Source organism: Weizmannia sp. FSL W8-1119 (assembly GCF_038008605.1).
Taxonomy (GTDB): Bacteria; Bacillota; Bacilli; order Bacillales; family Bacillaceae_C; genus Weizmannia; species Weizmannia coagulans.
The window spans coordinates 920,096-937,518 of sequence record NZ_JBBOZL010000001.1 but is presented as its reverse complement, the minus strand read 5'-3'; the positions used below and the strand labels follow the sequence as shown (position 1 = coordinate 937,518).

The following is a 17,423-nucleotide window of genomic DNA, read 5'->3' as shown; positions in this document are numbered from 1 at the left end:
ATTTCGTATATATTGATTATATCGTAAAAAATCCGTACAATCAATATGAGGTGATAATCATGAGAGAAGAGAAAGAACGTGTAGAAATTCGTATGCCTAAGACGATATTAGAAAAATTGGAGCAATATCAAAAAGAAAATGGGATTCCAACTAGAACAGGCGCAATCTTAGAATTGTTGAGAAAAGGATTGGAAAAATAACTTTGGCTAAAGCCAACCGAAATTCATCTCCCACCTACTCATTGGTGCTATTCGCACCTTCACATTCCTTGAGGATGGGAGACTTCTTTCGGAAAGCCGTTAAAATTAAATACGAAGGCCACCGGTTCAAGACGGCAGCACAACAAACAGCAGGGCTTTCGCCTAGCTCGATAAACACACGGTTGAAAACGCTTCGAGTGTTCTTCCGCTGCCTTGTCAGCGAAGGTTTACTCGACACCAACCCGACCCACGGCGTTACTAACGTACCGGAGCCGCAGGAAAAAATCACAATCTTAACACCGGAAGAAATGAAGCGTTTGACGTTCCGAATAAAAGGAGATTCACAGACTTCCGCGACTATGTACTGGGTCTGTCCCAATTGCAAAATCTGTGCACCCGGCTGCTGCAGCGGCTGCGGAACCGCTGGATGATCCTCCGGGAATACGATCTTTCAGAACAGGATTGGCCGGAGTGCCGTAGTGAACATTTTCTCCCTTTCAAAACGGCTATTTTCATTTTGTCATTCATTTTTCAAAATAGATTGTATTTCGTTCGCTTTTTCAGTATATTAATACATATAGATACTTATAGATAAGGATTTGCTTACATTTTGAAATAAAGGAGAGGGGTCTATGCCCAGGCAATATGATGGTGCCGCCGTTCAGCTGGATGAAATTGACCGCCAAATTATCCAGCTTTTAAACGGAAATGGCAGAATATCGTTTACAGATTTGGCAAAGGAAATCAAACTTTCCCGTGTGGCTGTTCAATCACGCGTCCATTCCCTGGTTGAAGATGGTGTGATTGAATGTTTTACCGCCGTCGTGAACCCTGAAAAAATCGGCCTTCACCAGTCCGCTTTTTTTAATGTTGAAGTAGAGCCGAAACATTTACAGGAAGTGGCCGAAACATTGGCCAAAGATCCGTCGGTTTCAAGCCTTTATCATATGTCAGGACCCAGCAAACTTCATATGCACGGCTTATTTAAAGACAACCAGGAAATGGAACTGTTTCTTAAAGAGCGGTTATATCCGCTGCCCGCCATTATGAGTGTCGATTGCCAGATTTTACTCAAACGTTATAAAAGCCGGATTGGAATGAAACTGTAAGGGGGTTGCATTGTGGAAAAACAGCAAAATACTTATGCCCAGCTTGCCATGGCAATGCTTAGGACCGGCATTCTCGGCTATGGCGGCGGCCCGTCTGTCATGCCACTTTTCCGGTATGAGGCAGTGACAAGGTACAAATGGCTGGATGACGACGAGTTCGGGGAAACATTGGCAATTGCAAACGCGCTGCCGGGCCCGATTGCGACAAAAATGGCCGCTTACCTCGGGTACAAGTTGAAAAAGACAACCGGCGCCGTGTTCGCCATTTTAATCCATATTCTTCCGAGCAGCATCGCCATGATTGCGTTGCTGTCGCTTGTATCGGTACTAAGCCATTCCAAGATTGTGGCCGGAATGATTGCAGGGGTCATGCCGGTTGTTGCCGTCATGCTTGGCCAGATGGCTTACGACTTTGGGGAAAAAACGGTCAAGGGGCTTGGAAAGGTTCTCGGAATCGCCATGTTTGTGATTTCCTTTCTCCTGCTTGAGACGATCCATCTCCACCCGGCTATTGTCATTCTGATTTTTCTTGCGTACGGAAGCATCCACTTTCGTCTCGTTGCAAAATGGAGGAAAAATGAAAAAAAGAAGAAAAGGGATGAAGCGGGATGATCTGGTTCCAGTTAATGCTTGGTTTTTTTATTGCAAATATCCTCGGCTACGGCGGGGGGCCGTCCTCCATTCCGTTGATGTACCATGAAATTGTTACGCATTACGGATGGCTGAATGACAGCGAATTTTCCAATATGCTGGCACTCGGCAATGCGCTCCCGGGCCCGATCGCAACCAAAATTGCCGCATTCGTCGGCTACGGGGCCGGTGGGTGGACAGGGCTGTTAGCGGCTCTTGCCGGAACGATATTGCCGTCTGCCGTGGCGTTGATTGTGTTGCTGAAAGTATTGCACAAATACCGCCAGTCTCTTGTTGTGAAAGGGATGTCCCTGCTTGTGCAGCCGGTCATCACCATTATGATGGTGGTGCTGACGTGGCAGATGGCGAAAAGTTCTTTCAGCCAAATCGGCATCTGGCAGTCACTTGGCATCGCCGCCGTCGCTTTCTGGGCCATGAATATCCGGAAAGTTCACCCTGCCCTTGTTATTTGCGCGGCATTCATCTATGGCGGCATTGTGCTTCAGCATATAGTGTAACGGGATAGAAGGAGAAAGTTCCCACACATTTTTCTTTAAAAAACCTGGATGCCTGCTTCATCAGGCATCCAGGTTTTTTACTATGTTCACTTTTCCCGGCCGTTTAGCATTCACAGCTTTTCATGCTGTCCATAAAGGGCTGGAAACGACAGAAGATGTGGCGATGAACGCTGTGGATGCAACTTCAAATGCAGTCAACAATGTGACGGGCGGATCGCAAAACAATAAAAAATAAAAAGTGCCGGGAAATGGGCGCTTTTTACATTCTGCTCGCCACTTCTTTTACAATATCTTCAGCAGACATGCCTTTTGCATCAATGACAGGCGCCTTTGTCATCGTGTCATTGATCCCCATTGCGTTCATCTCGCTGCCGGTTACAACACAGCAGTCACAACCTTGTACATCTTGTTCGTTCTTAATGGTTTTCACTTCATATCCTTTATCGCGCAGCGCTTCCTGGACATTTGTCAAAGCCTCTTCTACACCGATTATTACAGCCATGGTTAACACCTCCCTTTTTTTATCGTACCCATCTGATTTTAGAAAAAACATGTTTTTCCCGGTCGCAGACGGATGCTTTTTATTTTTTAATGGTGCTGAGAACCCGGTTGATTTCTGTATCATGTCTCCCGGTTTTACTGAAATAGCCGATATCTTTTTGGCACACGTCAATTCCCGTGCGGCGGCAGCAAAAATATTTTTGTGTTCTTCCGCTTTTCATTTGTATATTTAAAAATCCTCTCCGCATTTTTGAATATATTCATCATGCCCCGTATTGAAAAGCCGCACAGTTTTGCCAACTGTGCGGCTTTTTTGGCGTGCGCCTTTACTTGCCGAGCAATTCGTCCGAAAGCCGGATAAATTCGCGGGCATCTTCTGCCATAAGGTTAATGCCGGCTTCCCAGAAGTCCGGTTTTGTCAGATCAACGCCAAGATGTTTTTTGGCAAGATCTTCCACCTTCATCCGGCCGGTATCGCGCAAAAGGGCAATATATTTGTCTTCAAAGCCATCTGGATTCTTCAAAAATTCGGTGTAAATGCCAAGGCTGAATAAATAACCGAATGTGTACGGAAAGTTGTAGAACGGCACATCGTCAATAAAGAAGTGAAGCTTGCTGCACCAGAAATGCGGGTGGTAGCCGGACAAGCTACCGGCATACGCTTCTTTTTGCGCCTTTTCCATCAGTTCATTGAGCCTTTGTTCGGACACAATGCCTTTTGAACGCTCTTCGTAAAAACTTTTTTCAAACAGGAAGCGGGCATGGATGTTTAAAAACATAGCCGTTGCATTTTCAAGCTTTGCATTTAATAAAGAAACTTTTTCTTCCTTTGACTTTGCATTGGCGACAGTCGCATTGCCGATGATCGTTTCTGCAAAGGTGCTCGCCGTTTCGGCCACGTTCATCGCGTATTCGCGGTTCAAACGCGGCAAATCGCGCATGACATGGCTGTGGAAGGCGTGGCCAAGTTCGTGCGCCAACGTGCTTGCATCATTTGTGGAGCCGGTAAATGTCATAAAAATCCGCGACTCTTCAAACTCCGGCAGACTGGTACAATAGCCGCCCGGGCGTTTATTCGGCCGGTCTTCCGCCTCTACCCAGCGGTTTTCAAGGGCGTGTTTCGCAAATGCAGACAGTTTCGGCCCGAAAGAAGCAAAATGTTGGATGACAAAATCGCACGCTTCATCATATGTAAATCGGGCCGGTTTCATATCGCCGAGTGCAACCGGCGCATCAACATCCTGCCAGCCGAGTTTTTCCATCCCGAAAATTTTTGCTTTTTGGTTGAGAAAGTCGACAAACGGCTGCTTGTTTTCAGAAACGGCTTTCCACATCGCATGAAGCGTGTCTTCAGACATCCGGTTGTATTCAAGCGGCTCTTCGAGAAAAGACTTCCTGCCATGGGCTTTTTGCAGCGTAATCCGGTACCCGTCCAGGTGGTTGAGCGTATCGGCAAAAACCGGCGCATATTTTTCCCATGCCGCTTCCCAGTTTTCGAACAGCTGTTTGCGCACTTCTGGATCCGGGTCGGCATACATCCGGTTCATCGCCTGGCCGACGGATAAGGATACCGTCTTGCCTTCTTTGTCCGTAAACGGGATTGTCATAACGGAAACAGCTGTGTCATACAATCTGCTCCAGCCGGCCAGCCCGTCCTGGTTGAGATCGGCAATCAGCTTTTCCTCTTCTTCCGACAAGAGCCGTTTTCCTTCATCGCGCATTTCATTGAGGGCAAAGGAGACTTCGCTCAATTCCTTGTCCTGTAAAAACTTTTTCCAGTCTTCGTCCGAAATGGCCACCAGTTTTTTCTGAAAAGTGGTCCCGAGCTTTTGCATCTCGCTGTACAAATCCATGATTTGGCCCATCACGACATTTGCATAGTCATCATCCATATAGGCATCATGCCACATTTGCACAAATGTCGCAGACTGGCTGAGCCCTTTTTCGATCTCTTCCTGTTTTTTCAGGATGGCTTTAAACGGCTCCGGAGACGGGTCTTTCGAAAATGCCCATCCGTCGAGTCGGCTTTTATACTGCCCGATTTCTTCTTTCAGCCCGCGCAGTTTTTCCTGCAATTCCGGCGATTTTGTGCCGCCCGGAATAACGGCATCCAGATCCCAAGTATTCTTATATTTCATATTTGCAACTCCTTTCTTTCTTCCATTTTACAGGGTACCGCACAAAATACCAATATATTTACAATCACGGTAAAAAATTTCAGGGCCGGATCTTTTTTTGGGGGAATGTTTTGCATTTTTAAAACGCCAAGTGGACATTTGCATACTTAAAAGGCGCGGCTATATCAACCGCGCTTTTTTGTTTAATGCATCCAGGCAAGAGACCCCATCGGATCCCAAGGTTTCAGGGCGATCGGATCTTGTTCCCATGCTTTTTGCAATTCCTCCGGCAAATATTTTTTGTCAATGACGATTTGGTACGTATATTCATCCATCCAGGCGTCACTCATGACAAAATAACCGTCTTTGCCCACTTTTTCACCCCAGCTGTTTTCCACTTTCCATCTGTCCGGTTTGCCGTCAACGAGGTTGACACCGGTCAATACCATTGCGTGCGTCATCACGCTGTCTTTATAATCGAGCCGTTCCGCTTTGGTCATGCCGAACGAAAATCCGAAAGCTTTTTCCAAATCGAAGAGGCTGGTATCCATGATGCCTTTATTCCGGTCTGAGGATGCGGCAACATCACAGCCGAACCAGACACTGCGGTTATCCTTCAGCTGTTTTACGGCCAGCGATTTAAAGGTTTCGATATCAACATTTAAATATTTAACCGGTTTGCCGCCAACCACATTGCCCAAATACTGCACTGTATACGTTTTGCCGTATGGTTTGTCGCTTGTTGGCGCATTGATAATGCTGATGTATTGGTCGAGATCAAATCCGACGTATTTCTCAAAAAATGCCTGTGGTGTAATGTTTTGCTCGCGATGGAACAGTTTGTCGGTATCGCGGAATTCAAAATCAAATGTCTTCGGCGGCTCACCGAGTGCAAAGGCCAGCAATTTGTAAACTTCTGCAAGCATGCCTTCTTTCGCCTGCCGCAATTCTTCTTCCGGCTGTCCTGCTGCGTGCATTTTTCTCAGTTTCACCGCATCTTCGCGGAGCTTGGCATTTAAAAGCGAATTGAGTTCGCGCGAGTTGCTGCTGTTAAAGGTTTCCGGCATAACCTGTTTTGGCACAACGCCGTATTTTTTAATGAGCGCGACGAGCATATCCCACTGTCCGCCGTCCTGCTGCGGGGTTTCAAGCAGCCAGGAAATGAGCCGTCCTTCTACAGGTTCGTCTGCGGTTTCAATCATCGTTTCCAGGAAGTAATTGGATTTTTCAAATTTATCCCAGAAATTCGTATAGTTTTGCGAAAGCTCAAAGTCTTTCAATCTGAATTTGGCATTCAACTTATGCGTAAACGTGTTTAAGGCGGCAAACATCCAGCAGCGCCCGCTTTGTTTCTGGTTTGATACTTTCCCCGTTTCAATTTCGTGGGAGAATACGTGATTCATAGAAACCACAGCATCATTGTTGATTGCCGCGGCCTTTATCCCGTTTTTCATCATTGCATTTTGAATCACTTTGTTTTGCGGCAGTTCGCGGATTTGTCGGGAAAACCGCTCCGCCATTTCCCGTGTAATGTCTTTTGCCATTTAAATCTTCCTTTCCATTAAGTTCTTTTTTATTATACGCCTTTTTCAATCAGATAAGACAATTTTGCGTTTTTGAAAAGCCTGCAATTCTGAAACGGGACACAATTGGGCGATATTTCCTTTTCACTTTTCCACTTGTTCGTCCCGCTGTTCGGTGAGGAAGGCTTTTTCGTCTGTTCCTTTCACACATTTTTTTAAATTATGGTATGCTGTTTTACGAGAAAGACTCAAACGGGGTGATGGCAGATGAGTGAAGAAAAAGATTATGAAACAAAAGGTTATGATACAAGCATTGTTTATGATTATAAAGAGATGCCCGACGTCCACCCAGGGCGCTGTGACAATTGCGGTTACAGCCACTTTAAGTCATCGGTCAAACATGGCGTGTTCCTGCGTGAATGCCGGAGATGCGGGATGAAAAAGAGTATCTAACGTTTCAATAAAGCGGATTTCCTGCAAATGGAAAATCCGCTTTTATTCAGTTGGAAGGATATTTCAGCCGGCAGCCGATGCCGCGAAACATCCGGACTGGGCCTTGTGCAAGCAGAAGCGCCTGTCCGTACCGGTGCGTATCAAGCAAAATATGTTTATAAACATTTTCCAGACAATCCGCCTTGCGCGAGCTTTGCCACCAGGGCATAAAAAATCCGGGGTAGCCCCCGGACCTTCATCGCAAATCTATGTAATGCAGCTTTATTTGCTGAACCAAATAAAGTAACCGGCAAGCACCATGACGACAAGAAAAAGCACAATGGTACCAAAGACGACTCTTTTTGATTTCAAAATAAAACGCTCCCCTCTGACGGACTTTCTGTTACATTCAGTTTATCCAACGAGGGGAGAATTCAAACTGGCAGGATTAGGCTTCTTTTGACATTTGCAGCGCCTTCAGAATGGTTTTCAACGAATTGCTTTTGCCGTAAAGCAGCACGCCGCCGCGGTAGATGCGCGCACCTGCTATCGCCATGAAAACAATCGTGACAACCATAACCGCCACGCCCGAAAGCCCTGCCCATACTGGCAAGTCGAGCATGCCGACCCGCAAAAACATCAGCATCGGCGTAAAAAACGGAATGTACGAAAGAACGGTAATATAGCCGGCAGAAGGGTTTCCAAGCCCTGCCATCGCAAGGAAAAAACCGATCATCACAAGAAACGTCATTGGCATCATCATCTGCTGGGCATCTTCAATCCGGCTGACAAGCGAGCCGAGAAAAGCCGCTAACGTGGCATACAGCAAATACCCGAGCAGGAAAAACACCACGGCATACACAATCGTTGAAACCTTTATATCCGAAAATCCAAACACAGAAAAAAAGCCGCCCGTCAAGTGATTGATATTTTGTTTGATCGTGGCGTAAGCGGCGGCAAGGAGCACCGCCATCTGTGTCAAACCGAGCAGGGCGCCGCTGATGATTTTCGCAAACATCTGCTGCACAGGCGGCACGCTCGAAATTAAGATTTCCATCACGCGTGAAGCTTTTTCAGTCGCCACTTCCATCCCGACCGCACTGGCGTAAAAAATGACCGCAAAATAAATCGCAAACAGCAAAATATAGACAAGCCCCCTCGCCTGTGCCAGTTCTGCTTCGGATTTTGCATCCCGCTCCAGATTGACACTTTTAAAGGATACGGGGCTGTTTAAAAGCGAAAGCCCGGCAGGCGAAAGCTTCAATTTTCCTGCCGCCATATTGCTTTTTACAGCCTGCAGCGCCTGCTCAAGACTGTCCGTGGTCCCGGTATCGGCAAGATTAGGGGCTTTATAGACCGCTTTCGGCATGCCGGCTGCGTCAAGCGATAAAACAACATACCCTTGATATTTTTCCTTTAATACTTCTTTCCGCAACGCACTTTCGCTTTTTTCGGCCTGCACAAGCCGGATATCTTTATCAACGGTTTTTAATTGCTGCTTAAGCGGCCCGTACAGGTTGTTCGTCTTATCCAGAACCGCAACCTTTTTTTGCTTGCTGCCGGCAAACATATCAATCATCCGGTTTATGTTCCCCATCAGAAGGACAGCGACGAGCAAAATGGCCGTCGTGATCACGAAGGATTTGGTTCTTAGTTTTGTCATATAGGCATGGCCGATTAAAATGCCGAACCTATTCATAGGAAGCCCCCACCTTTTCTATGAAAATATCGTTAAGAGATGGTTCTTCAAGCGCAAACTTGCGGATGAAACCTTTTCCGTTGATTTCATCCAAAATTTTTTGCGCCGCTTCCATCCGGTCAATTTGCAGCTCCGCCCCGAGCGCCGTTTTCTTAAATCGTACGACACCCGGAAAGGCACGTAAAAATTCCAGATCAAAATCAGCATGGATCACAACATTTTGTTTCCCGAATGCACGTTTGACCTCTCTCAGTTCACCGTGCACAACCGGGCTGCCATGATGCATAATGCACAAATGCTCGCAAAGTTCTTCAACATGTTCCATCCGGTGGCTTGAAAACACAATGGTCGCGCCCTGATCCCGCAGTTCTGCGACCGCTGTTTTTAACGTTTCCACATTGACCGGGTCAAGGCCGCTGAAAGGCTCATCTAAAATCAGCAGCTTCGGCTTATGTAGGACAGCAGCGATAAACTGGATCTTCTGCTGGTTTCCTTTTGACAGCTCTTCCACCCGTTTATCCAAATATTCTTCAACACGGAAACGGCCGAGCCAGTATTTCAGTTCTTTCACCGCATCCTGTTTGCCCATCCCGCGCAGCCGTGCAAGGTAAACAAGCTGGTCTTTTACTTTTAATTTTGGATACAGCCCGCGTTCTTCCGGCAAATACCCGATTTCCGGGCTCAATGTGTAATCCATTTTGCGCCCGTTCCAGGTGATGTTTCCTTCATTCGGTTTTAATAAACCAAGGATCATCCGGAAAGTCGTCGTTTTTCCGGCTCCGTTTGCCCCTAAGAAACCGAACAGCTCCTTTTCCGGGATCATTAACGACAAATCGTTTACCGCTGTAAACGCTCCAAATTTTTTCGTCACACGTTCCAGTATCAAGGACATGATTCCCCCTCCTCTGTTCGTACGTACGCAAACCAGCCGGAAAGGTTTCAAAAATTTTTAAGTTTCCCCCTGATGATCCATACATTCAAAAAACAGCAGCCTTTTCAATGGCTTGCTGCCGCCCCTTTGGTGGATGCATTTTTACAATTTTCCAGCTAACTCATTTCGTTCATTTAGCAAACAATCTTTTCAAAAAAGCAGCGGGTTTTTCTATATTTTCCCGCTGCTCTTTTTAAGCTTAATAAGCCGTCCACCCGGCATCTGCCGTAATCACTGCGCCATTTACGAAGGAAGCATCGTCTGAAACAAGGAACAGGGCGACAGTTGCAATTTCTTCCGGTTTTCCGGTCCTCGGGTTGTTTGCCGACCCGGACATGGCCCGCTCAAGCCCGAAAGCATTCGGTTCGCTCATTGTTGTGCCGATATTCGTTTCCACCCCGCCTGGCGCAATCGCATTGCAGCGGATCCCTTTCAGTGCGTATTGAAATCCGACATTTTTCGTCAACCCGATCACCGCGTGTTTGGATACCGTATAAGCGGCGCCGGCCCGCGACCCGTTCAGCCCGCCGACAGAAGCGACATTGATAATGACGCCGTTTCCTTTTTCAATAAAGATCGGGAGTGATCTGCGGATCGTACGCATCGGCCCGGTTGTGTTGACAGCAAACACCCTTTCTCACAGGGCGTCTGTCAGATCCCCCGCCGGCACCATATTATCCATGATCCCCGCATTGTTGACAAGAATATCGAGCGTTCCATACTCTTTCACAGCGGTATCCATCAAATGTTGCACATCTTCTTCGCTCGCCACATTGGCTTGGACTGCCAGAGCCGTGCCGCCTGCAGCTTCTATTTCAGCAACCGTCTGCTGCACACCTTCCAAATTGAGGTCGGATGCCACCACCTTTGCTCCTTCTTTTGCGTAAAGAGCTGCAATCGCCTTGCCCATACCGGAGGCAGCACCTGTTACAACCGCAGCTTTTCCATCCAGTTTTGCCATCATTCCCGCTCCTTTATGAATGCGCTTCCATTTATTCGTGAAGGCGCTCACAAATATTATATCCTATCGTTTCAAAAAGGCAATCGTGATATTTTTGCGGCTCGGGTGGCCGAAAAGCTGTTTGAACATAAAGTCCATTTTGAGGTCAAGGTATTCTTTTGTCATGAAGATCCTTCCTTTCGGGGTTTTTTGCGAGGGTTTAATAGAATAAAACTATTAATTTGATATTATCTGAAATTATTTCTGGTGTCAACAGGATTTTTTACAAAGTATGTGTCAAGTTTTTCTCGACAAGGTTTAAATATCGGGTATTCCAAGACACTCTTTTTGTACACTTTCGGCTACCGTGCTTTACTTGCTCGGTGTAATTTTCGGAAAAGATGTAATATTTCCGTATAAAGATGGATAACGGGGATGTTGAGGCGCGCGAAATTCACTCGCTTTCCGCGGGCGGCCGGCGAGCCTCCTCGCTCGTACCTCGCTGCGGGGTCTCTCCTGGCTCGCTTTTCCCGCAGGAGTCTCGTAAATTTCGCGCGCCTCAACGATCAGTCCCCACTGAGCCAAGCTTAAAACGAAAGCTCTAATATTTTGCTTAAATGTCCCATTGCCGATGAACTGCTTGAATGCAGGGCAACTGATCCGTGCTTTACGCCCACTGACGGGCGTACAGGCTGCTTGAGTAGTTGAGACATCCTGATTAATTGTTTCAAGTTCCGTTGCTTTCTCTCGCTTCTTGAACGGTGTTTCAGATAGACTTCTCTCAATGTCCCATTGAGTATGCCTTGTTTGATTTTCACCATGGCTTCTGCGCCAAGTTCACTCCAATGCATGCCCCTTTTTTTCATCCTGAAGGAGATATGCCTTTGATTCGATTCCATCGCTCCTAGGCCTCTCGCACCTTCCGGCACGTTTTTCACCCTGTCTCTCCAGTCAAAAATGCGGTCCCAGTTTTTCAAGATATACGAACGGAATTCCTTGATTTTCTTGAGAGCCTTTTTATCCGTCAAGGTGCTTTCGTGCGTATCCAAATATAACGTGAATTGGTCCAGGTCATGCGTTCTAATCGCTTTTCTAATTTGCTCCTTGATCTCGCTCTTTCCGCCCCCAAATGTCCTTATGATGGCTTGTGCAACGTGGTAGGTATCCAGCTGGTTGAGCACCGGAAATTCCGACTGTGAGAAAGCTGTTTGAAACCGTTCAGCTGTGTATCCCGCACCTCCATCACTGTTTGTAATGACATGCGTTTTTTCGAGGGAGTAGGTGTTGGCAGCTGTGGCTTGGACTTCATCCCAAAATGTCTGGATGGCTTCCGTTGTCATGATGACTGTGGGCTGACGCAGGGAGACCCTTTTACCATTGGTTTGCCATCCCTCATAGAGAATGGCGTGGTGGACTTCCATACTCTGTTTCTTTTTTAGTCCCCGAACGAATACACCATCTGCTTCAGAAAACAGGTAGTCTACCTTCTTCCCCTCAGGCAGGGAAACAGCTATTTCTAGCTCTTCTACAAGTGCCTTATCGGCTTCCGCCTGAGTTTTCCCTACGTGTTTTACCATGTTCCCTACAGTTGTGTGACTAAGACTCACTGCTGTCCACTCTTTTAAAATATCAGCTACTTCCCGATAGGTGTTCTCACTTGCCAACTCTGCCACCTTTAATTCCACTAACGGGCTGTATCGTTGGTGTGGTACCAGCCCTAACCATTCATCCAGAGGATAATGGGAATTTCCTCTCTTGTCATGCATTAATGAGCGTTTAAAGGTCACACTTCCAAATAGAAACTGAATGTTTCTGTTATCACTCCGGCAGTACACCCAGCCCTCCTCTAACTTCTCCTGTTTAATTGTTTTATCTAACTCTTCAAATATTTCCCCAACCCATTGTGTAAAAGCCTTCTGCATCAGAAGTTTAAGCTGTTCTTCAAATTCGATAAGACTCTTTGTATCCTTTAATAATCCAGCAATTATTGATATAATATCCATGGGAAGACCTCTCTCTCTAGATGTTCATCTTGAAGTGTACAATTAGATGATAGAGCGTCTTCCCATTTTTTTCCACTCATTTGCCCCTTCGAGTAAAATTTTACACATACTTTTACAAAGTTCCTACAAAAAGTGCCGACCACTCCCCCAATTGATATCGAATCCATTCGAAAAATTGGAGAAGCGGCCGGCACTCAGCTAAATTTTGTATTATCATTTGCTTGTTTCATATGCCTGTTTTCCGAGCAAAATCGCCCCTGTAATGCCGGCGTCGTTGCCAAGGCCCGGGGACGTAATATATTCGGACAGCGGTTCAGGCAGCTTGATATAACCGTTGATCAGCTCATCCAGCCTTTTGTAGATCAGCGGGAACAATTGCTGTTGGTGCATTACCCCGCCGCCCATGATGATTTTTTTCGGCGACACAATTAAAACGTATTGCATGAGCGCCTGTGCCAGATAATCTGCTTCCATTTCCCAGACTTCCGGGCGGTCTGAGAGCTCTTTTCCTTTCTGCCCCCACCGCGCTTCGATTGCCGGACCGGCTGCGAGTCCTTCGAGGCAGTCATGATGGTAAGGGCATGCCCCTTCATAATGGTCATCCGGATGGCGGCGCACCAATATATGCCCCATTTCCGGGTGCGACCATCCTTCAAGAAGATTGCCTTTTACAACGGCTCCAGCCCCGATGCCGGTACCAACTGTAATGTACAGGCAGCTGTCCAGCCCTTTCGCCGCGCCAAGCACCGACTCCCCGAGTGCAGCCCCGTTCACATCTGTCGTAAAGCCGGCCGGAACGCCCAATGCTTTCTCTATCGTTTGTTTAATGGGATAATTTTGCCAGGCCGTTTTCGGTGTTGTTGTAATGTATCCATATGTATCGCTTTCCGGATTGACGTCAATCGGCCCAAATGAGGCAATGCCGATTGCTTTTGTCTCAAACTTTGAAAAAAATCCGATTACATCTTTCACCGTTTCTTCCGGATCGCGCGTCGGGAGCTCAACTCTTTCCTGAATTTTCCCGGTTTCATCTCCCGTTGCGCAAACAAATTTTGTACCGCCTGCTTCCACTCCGCCAAAAAGCATGGTGATTCCCCCTCAATAGAATTGGTTTAATGAGCCTCTCCGTTCATAACGGAAAGGTAAATATCTCTCATTCTAGTATACCGTTTTCTTCAATTGGGTTAAGTGTTTATGATCGGAACCCGCATAAATTGTGACAAATTTGTTTCTCATTTTTTTCTCATTTTTTCTTCATGGCTTTTTAGTGTAAGAGGGTTATATTGTAGCTGTAGCAAGGAAAAAGCAACAAACCCTTAAGTTTCTAGATACCCCCCTTAATGTCTAGAAAAAACTCCCCTTACCAACCGGCATTGTGCCGGTTTTTTTCGCAATAAAGCCGGCGCAATCAGATGCCCCGGCCCGTAAACCTGCTTTATATCTCCTCGTCGTCCTCTTCATCCCAGCCGTCTTCCAAATTTTCATCGTCCAGATCCCAATCTTCCCAATCCCCTGCTGTGTCCAGTTTGAACAAATCTAACAGGCGCTTGAACATTTGCGGTGTCTCCCTTCTTTTTCCTTATAGGATTTACAGGTTAAAACCAATTTATACGGTATAAGAAAGAGGCCGGGCGAAAAAATATACATAGAAGCAAACCCGGGGGTGACGATATGGAAACCTGGTTTTATCTCCATGTGATTAACACGTTATACTTTGTATTTTTTATGTTTGTAGTGCCGCCTGCCATCGCAGCCATGTTTTGCAGGCCCGAAATCAAAAAATATTTGGAAAAGAGGAAAGAAGGAAAGCCATGAAAAACGATGGTAAAAGAACTTCTGAAGGGTTAAACGAATGGTTTGAAATGATCAACGCAAAAGGGGATAAAGGAGAAATCGCGCAGATCGTGGAAAAATACAAGGCACAGGCCGGGGACAGCAACGATGCTGCCTCTCAAGACAAGGAGTAGGATTTCAACAAAAATCGACAATTCTCATCAAAAACTTATTTTTCTTTCATGATCTTTTAGGAAAAAACCCGTACTATTATACCTGTAGCAAGGACAAGTTACAAAACCCTATACCAACTAGACAACCCCCCCCTTTTTGTTGTCTAGCAATACCCCCTTAAAGACCGGCTTTTGCCGGTCTTTTTATTTTGGCTACAATCAAAATGAAACGAAGGGCGTGAGAACCATTAAAGCGGTGGTGAAATTTTGCCTGACTCTCGTATTGGCGTATTTGATCAACCAACTGATATCCCGGTTGTTTGCCTACTATCTCCCGGACGAAGGCGCTGGCGCGATCTTTATCCCGATTCTGATATTCTCATTTGATCTGTTGGCCGGATATGCAATTGCATGCTTTATTTTTAAGGTTGCTGCAAAAAAATAGTCCGGGGCACCGTTATTCGGCATCCCGGACAAGGACATAGCGGTCTTCAATCGTTTTTGGCGATACGAGATTGCCAGTGCCGAGCATGATGCTTTCGTTTTGGACTGCGACCACCATGGCAAGTGTTTCATGCTGCTTTTCTTTATATACTTGCCCGATTTTGATTTTCATGGAACCCCACCTCTATTATAAGAGCGTACGGCGTTTTTTCTGTTCTTGTATCACTTTATTCCGCTCGCCGCCGTCTGAAAGTTCTTCGTATTGAAATTCTGTTTCATCGCTTTGTGCCGCAAGCAAATCAGCGGAAGCCTGGTGGTTGTTTGGTGCAGCTTGTTCATTCCATTTCACACGGATCGCCTCCTTTCTTTTAATATGCGTCCGCTTCCGGAAAAACATGCGCGCCGGATTGCCGTTTCCATTTTTTGCGTTCCCGGCTTCGGCAGGGTCATCCCCAACATGCAGCCGGGTACTGCGCACTTTTTTTCGGCATTCAAACTTGGAATTGTGCCCCTGCGCTTGTCCAAAATTTAACCGTTTTCCTGATCCGGTGCGGCCGCGTTGCTGGATTCTGGATGTTTTTCGTATGGGCTGGTAAACTGAATTTACAGGCAGCGGGTTGTGTAAATTTTTTCCGGGACGGCGGGGCATCCCCATCTTGAGAAGGAGGTTTTCATCGTATGGAAATTGAAAGAGGCACGATTAAAGATATCCCGTTTGAAAGCAGGGAGCTCGGGGAAACACTCAATCTCTGGGTATACTTGCCGGCGCGTTTTTCCCCGCTTTATCAATATGACGTATGCATATGCCAGGACGGAAAAGACTTCTTCCAGCTCGGCCGGATTGCACGTGCCGCGGATGAACTGCTTGCAAAAGGCGAAATTGAAGACTTGATTATTGTCGGGATCCCTTATGCGAATATTCCGGACAGGCGCCGGAAATACCATCCTGACGGCGAGCAACATGCCGCTTATATCCGGTTCTTGGCGCATGAACTTGCCCCTTTCCTTGACCGTGAGTTTCCGACTGCACAAATGGCATCGGGCCGGGCGCTGGCAGGAGACTCACTGGCGGCAACCGTATCGCTCATGGCGGCACTCAAGTATCCCCATACATTTGGAAAAGCCGCATTAATGTCGCCGCTCGTGAATGAAAAAGTGATGGAAGCTGCTAAACAATGTACGGATCCAAAGCTGCTGGACATTTACCATATTGCCGGAAAAGGCGAGACGGAAGTGAAAACGACCGACGGCAAGATCCAGGATTTTATCACACCAAACCGCACGCTGCATCAAATCTTGGCAGAAAAAGGGGTTCCCGGATTTTATGACGAATTTGACGGTGACCACTCTTGGAGGTACTGGCAAAAAGATTTGCCACGTGCACTTCAGTACCTGTTTAAAAAAGTTTAATTTTCGGCCATTTTTCTGATAAAATTGTATCATAACGGCTTAATATCCAGAAAGAGGAGGCCATTTTATGAAATATGCGCTTGTTGTCTTTCCGTCAAAAAAACTGCAGGACCTTGCCAACTCCTACCGGAAACGTTACGACCCGAAGTACGCGCTGATCCCGCCGCATATTACGCTAAAAGCAGCGTTTGAGGCATCCGAAGAAGAGGCGGAAGTTTTTCGCGGGGAACTGAAAGAAATTGCCAAAAAATACAACCCATTTTTGCTGAAAGTGACAAAAGTGAAATCTTTTGAACCCGTCAGCAATACAATTTATTTTAAAGTTGAACCAACGCCGGAATTGGAAGGGCTTTTCGCGGATTTCAGGGACCGTCTGCCGGGCGGGCCGCCTCCGTACCCATTTGTGCCGCATATTACCATCGGGCAGGAGTTGTCTAAAGAGGAACACGCCGATGTGTTCCGTCAGCTGGAAATGGTTGGCATTGACCACGAGGAAAAGGTAAACCGGTTCCATCTTTTATATCAGCTTGAAAACGGGGTTTGGACCGTTTATGAGACCTATCATCTCGGAAAGGATTAACAAATGTGGACGTAATAATTGTAGAAAATGAAGAACAACTGGAGACGGCTTTTCAAATTCGGAAAAAAGTATTTGTAGAAGAGCAGCACGTCCCGGTTGAAGAAGAAATTGACGCATTGGAACAGGACTGCACGCATTTTCTGCTGTACGATAATGAAGGGAAACCCTCAGGCGCCGGGCGTTTTCGAATGGTGGATGGGTACGGGAAAGTGGAGCGCATCTGCATCCTTCCGTCCGTGCGAGGGAAAGGGGCCGGCCGGGAATTGATGCTGGCAATTGAACATTATGCCGCAGAACAAGGCGTGCAAAAATGCAAATTAAACGCACAGACACACGCGATTCCTTTTTACGAAAAACTCGGATACCGTGTTGTTTCCGGTGAATTTCTCGATGCCGGCATTCCGCATAAAACAATGGAGAAACCGATCAAATAACATCCG

The 17,423-nt window shown here is 46.6% G+C and carries 19 protein-coding genes and 3 pseudogenes; 10 read left to right on the top strand and 12 right to left on the bottom strand.

What is annotated here, in order from left to right; genetic code table 11:
- Positions 1 to 59 precede the first annotated feature (59 nt).
- Entirely contained in the window at positions 60 to 200 is a 141-nt protein-coding gene (locus tag NSQ19_RS04405; RefSeq protein ID WP_014095675.1) for a hypothetical protein, read from the top strand.
- Between the two features lie 368 nt (positions 201 to 568).
- Here NSQ19_RS04405 and NSQ19_RS04400 read toward each other — a convergent pair.
- A pseudogene (locus tag NSQ19_RS04400) lies at positions 569 to 694 on the bottom strand (amidase family protein); the annotation flags it as partial.
- 138 nt (positions 695 to 832) lie between these two features.
- Here NSQ19_RS04400 and NSQ19_RS04395 point away from each other — a divergent pair.
- Genes NSQ19_RS04395 through NSQ19_RS04385 form a run of 3 tightly spaced genes read left to right on the top strand, consistent with a single transcriptional unit; the run spans position 833 to position 2,457 of the window.
- On the top strand, positions 833 to 1,309 hold the full coding sequence (locus NSQ19_RS04395) for an Lrp/AsnC family transcriptional regulator (protein WP_340702462.1): 477 nt from the start codon (positions 833 to 835) through the stop codon (positions 1,307 to 1,309).
- A gap of 12 nt (positions 1,310 to 1,321) precedes the next feature.
- Positions 1,322 to 1,921 carry a chromate transporter gene (locus tag NSQ19_RS04390; RefSeq protein ID WP_340702461.1) on the top strand — a complete coding sequence of 200 codons (600 nt, stop codon included), beginning with the start codon at positions 1,322 to 1,324 and terminating at the stop codon, positions 1,919 to 1,921.
- A complete protein-coding gene (locus NSQ19_RS04385; protein WP_340702460.1) occupies positions 1,918 to 2,457 on the top strand; it encodes a chromate transporter in 540 nt (179 codons plus the stop codon). The genes NSQ19_RS04390 and NSQ19_RS04385 overlap by 4 nt, the downstream gene beginning before the upstream one ends.
- Positions 2,458 to 2,716: 259 nt before the next feature.
- On the opposite strand, the gene NSQ19_RS04380 is transcribed toward NSQ19_RS04385, so the two are convergent.
- From NSQ19_RS04380 to NSQ19_RS04370, 3 genes are all read right to left on the bottom strand, one after another.
- Positions 2,717 to 2,959: a YkuS family protein gene (locus NSQ19_RS04380; protein WP_014095682.1), complete on the bottom strand. Its 243-nt coding sequence runs from the start codon at positions 2,957 to 2,959 to the stop codon at positions 2,717 to 2,719.
- A 325-nt stretch (positions 2,960 to 3,284) separates the two neighbouring features.
- Entirely contained in the window at positions 3,285 to 5,096 is a 1,812-nt protein-coding gene (locus NSQ19_RS04375) for a M3 family oligoendopeptidase (RefSeq protein WP_328005260.1), read from the bottom strand.
- Between the two features lie 182 nt (positions 5,097 to 5,278).
- Positions 5,279 to 6,619 (bottom strand): C1 family peptidase, encoded by a 1,341-nt coding sequence (locus NSQ19_RS04370; protein WP_340702459.1) that lies wholly within the window; start codon positions 6,617 to 6,619, stop codon positions 5,279 to 5,281.
- A gap of 246 nt (positions 6,620 to 6,865) precedes the next feature.
- Between NSQ19_RS04370 and NSQ19_RS04365 the strand changes: the two genes are divergently transcribed.
- A complete protein-coding gene (locus NSQ19_RS04365; RefSeq protein ID WP_013858831.1) occupies positions 6,866 to 7,051 on the top strand; it encodes a hypothetical protein in 186 nt (61 codons plus the stop codon).
- Positions 7,052 to 7,478: 427 nt separating this feature from the next.
- Here NSQ19_RS04365 and NSQ19_RS04360 read toward each other — a convergent pair whose 3' ends face one another.
- From NSQ19_RS04360 to NSQ19_RS04340, 6 genes and pseudogenes are all read right to left on the bottom strand, one after another.
- Positions 7,479 to 8,729, bottom strand: coding sequence for an ABC transporter permease (locus tag NSQ19_RS04360; RefSeq protein WP_340702458.1), 1,251 nt, complete (start codon positions 8,727 to 8,729; stop codon positions 7,479 to 7,481).
- A complete protein-coding gene (locus NSQ19_RS04355; protein ID WP_061565369.1) occupies positions 8,722 to 9,621 on the bottom strand; it encodes an ABC transporter ATP-binding protein in 900 nt (299 codons plus the stop codon). Before NSQ19_RS04355 ends, NSQ19_RS04360 begins: the two co-directional genes overlap by 8 nt.
- 238 nt (positions 9,622 to 9,859) lie before the next feature.
- Positions 9,860 to 10,621: pseudogene (locus NSQ19_RS04350) on the bottom strand (SDR family oxidoreductase).
- 72 nt (positions 10,622 to 10,693) lie between these two features.
- Positions 10,694 to 10,786, bottom strand: a pseudogene (locus NSQ19_RS15755) (Rpn family recombination-promoting nuclease/putative transposase); the annotation flags it as partial.
- Positions 10,787 to 11,187: 401 nt separating this feature from the next.
- The gene (locus tag NSQ19_RS04345) at positions 11,188 to 12,603 is read right to left on the bottom strand and encodes an ISLre2-like element ISBco6 family transposase (protein ID WP_308928167.1); all 1,416 of its coding nucleotides are present in this window, start codon (positions 12,601 to 12,603) and stop codon (positions 11,188 to 11,190) included.
- Between the two features lie 213 nt (positions 12,604 to 12,816).
- Positions 12,817 to 13,689, bottom strand: coding sequence for an ROK family protein (locus NSQ19_RS04340; RefSeq protein ID WP_019721859.1), 873 nt, complete (start codon positions 13,687 to 13,689; stop codon positions 12,817 to 12,819).
- 725 nt (positions 13,690 to 14,414) lie between these two features.
- Between NSQ19_RS04340 and NSQ19_RS04335 the strand changes: the two genes are divergently transcribed.
- Positions 14,415 to 14,570, top strand: a complete 156-nt coding sequence (locus tag NSQ19_RS04335; protein ID WP_340702457.1) for a hypothetical protein — start codon at positions 14,415 to 14,417, stop codon at positions 14,568 to 14,570.
- A gap of 217 nt (positions 14,571 to 14,787) precedes the next feature.
- Positions 14,788 to 14,994 carry a hypothetical protein gene (locus NSQ19_RS04330; RefSeq protein ID WP_148256241.1) on the top strand — a complete coding sequence of 69 codons (207 nt, stop codon included), beginning with the start codon at positions 14,788 to 14,790 and terminating at the stop codon, positions 14,992 to 14,994.
- Positions 14,995 to 15,006: 12 nt separating this feature from the next.
- Here the strand turns inward: NSQ19_RS04330 and NSQ19_RS04325 are convergent, their stop codons facing one another.
- Complete coding sequence (locus NSQ19_RS04325; RefSeq protein WP_013858822.1) at positions 15,007 to 15,165, bottom strand: hypothetical protein; 159 nt, start codon at positions 15,163 to 15,165, stop codon at positions 15,007 to 15,009.
- A gap of 15 nt (positions 15,166 to 15,180) precedes the next feature.
- Positions 15,181 to 15,342 (bottom strand): hypothetical protein, encoded by a 162-nt coding sequence (locus NSQ19_RS04320; RefSeq protein ID WP_234969471.1) that lies wholly within the window; start codon positions 15,340 to 15,342, stop codon positions 15,181 to 15,183.
- Between the two features lie 329 nt (positions 15,343 to 15,671).
- Here NSQ19_RS04320 and NSQ19_RS04315 point away from each other — a divergent pair, with 329 nt between their 5' ends.
- The 3 genes from NSQ19_RS04315 to NSQ19_RS04305 all read left to right on the top strand — a co-directional run bounded on the left by NSQ19_RS04315 (position 15,672) and on the right by NSQ19_RS04305 (position 17,417).
- On the top strand, positions 15,672 to 16,403 hold the full coding sequence (locus tag NSQ19_RS04315) for an alpha/beta hydrolase (protein WP_340702456.1): 732 nt from the start codon (positions 15,672 to 15,674) through the stop codon (positions 16,401 to 16,403).
- Between the two features lie 67 nt (positions 16,404 to 16,470).
- Positions 16,471 to 16,983, top strand: a complete 513-nt coding sequence (locus NSQ19_RS04310; RefSeq protein WP_118498026.1) for a 2'-5' RNA ligase family protein — start codon at positions 16,471 to 16,473, stop codon at positions 16,981 to 16,983.
- 5 nt (positions 16,984 to 16,988) lie between these two features.
- Entirely contained in the window at positions 16,989 to 17,417 is a 429-nt protein-coding gene (locus NSQ19_RS04305; RefSeq protein ID WP_340702455.1) for a GNAT family N-acetyltransferase, read from the top strand.
- The last annotated feature ends 6 nt before the right edge of the window (positions 17,418 to 17,423 follow it).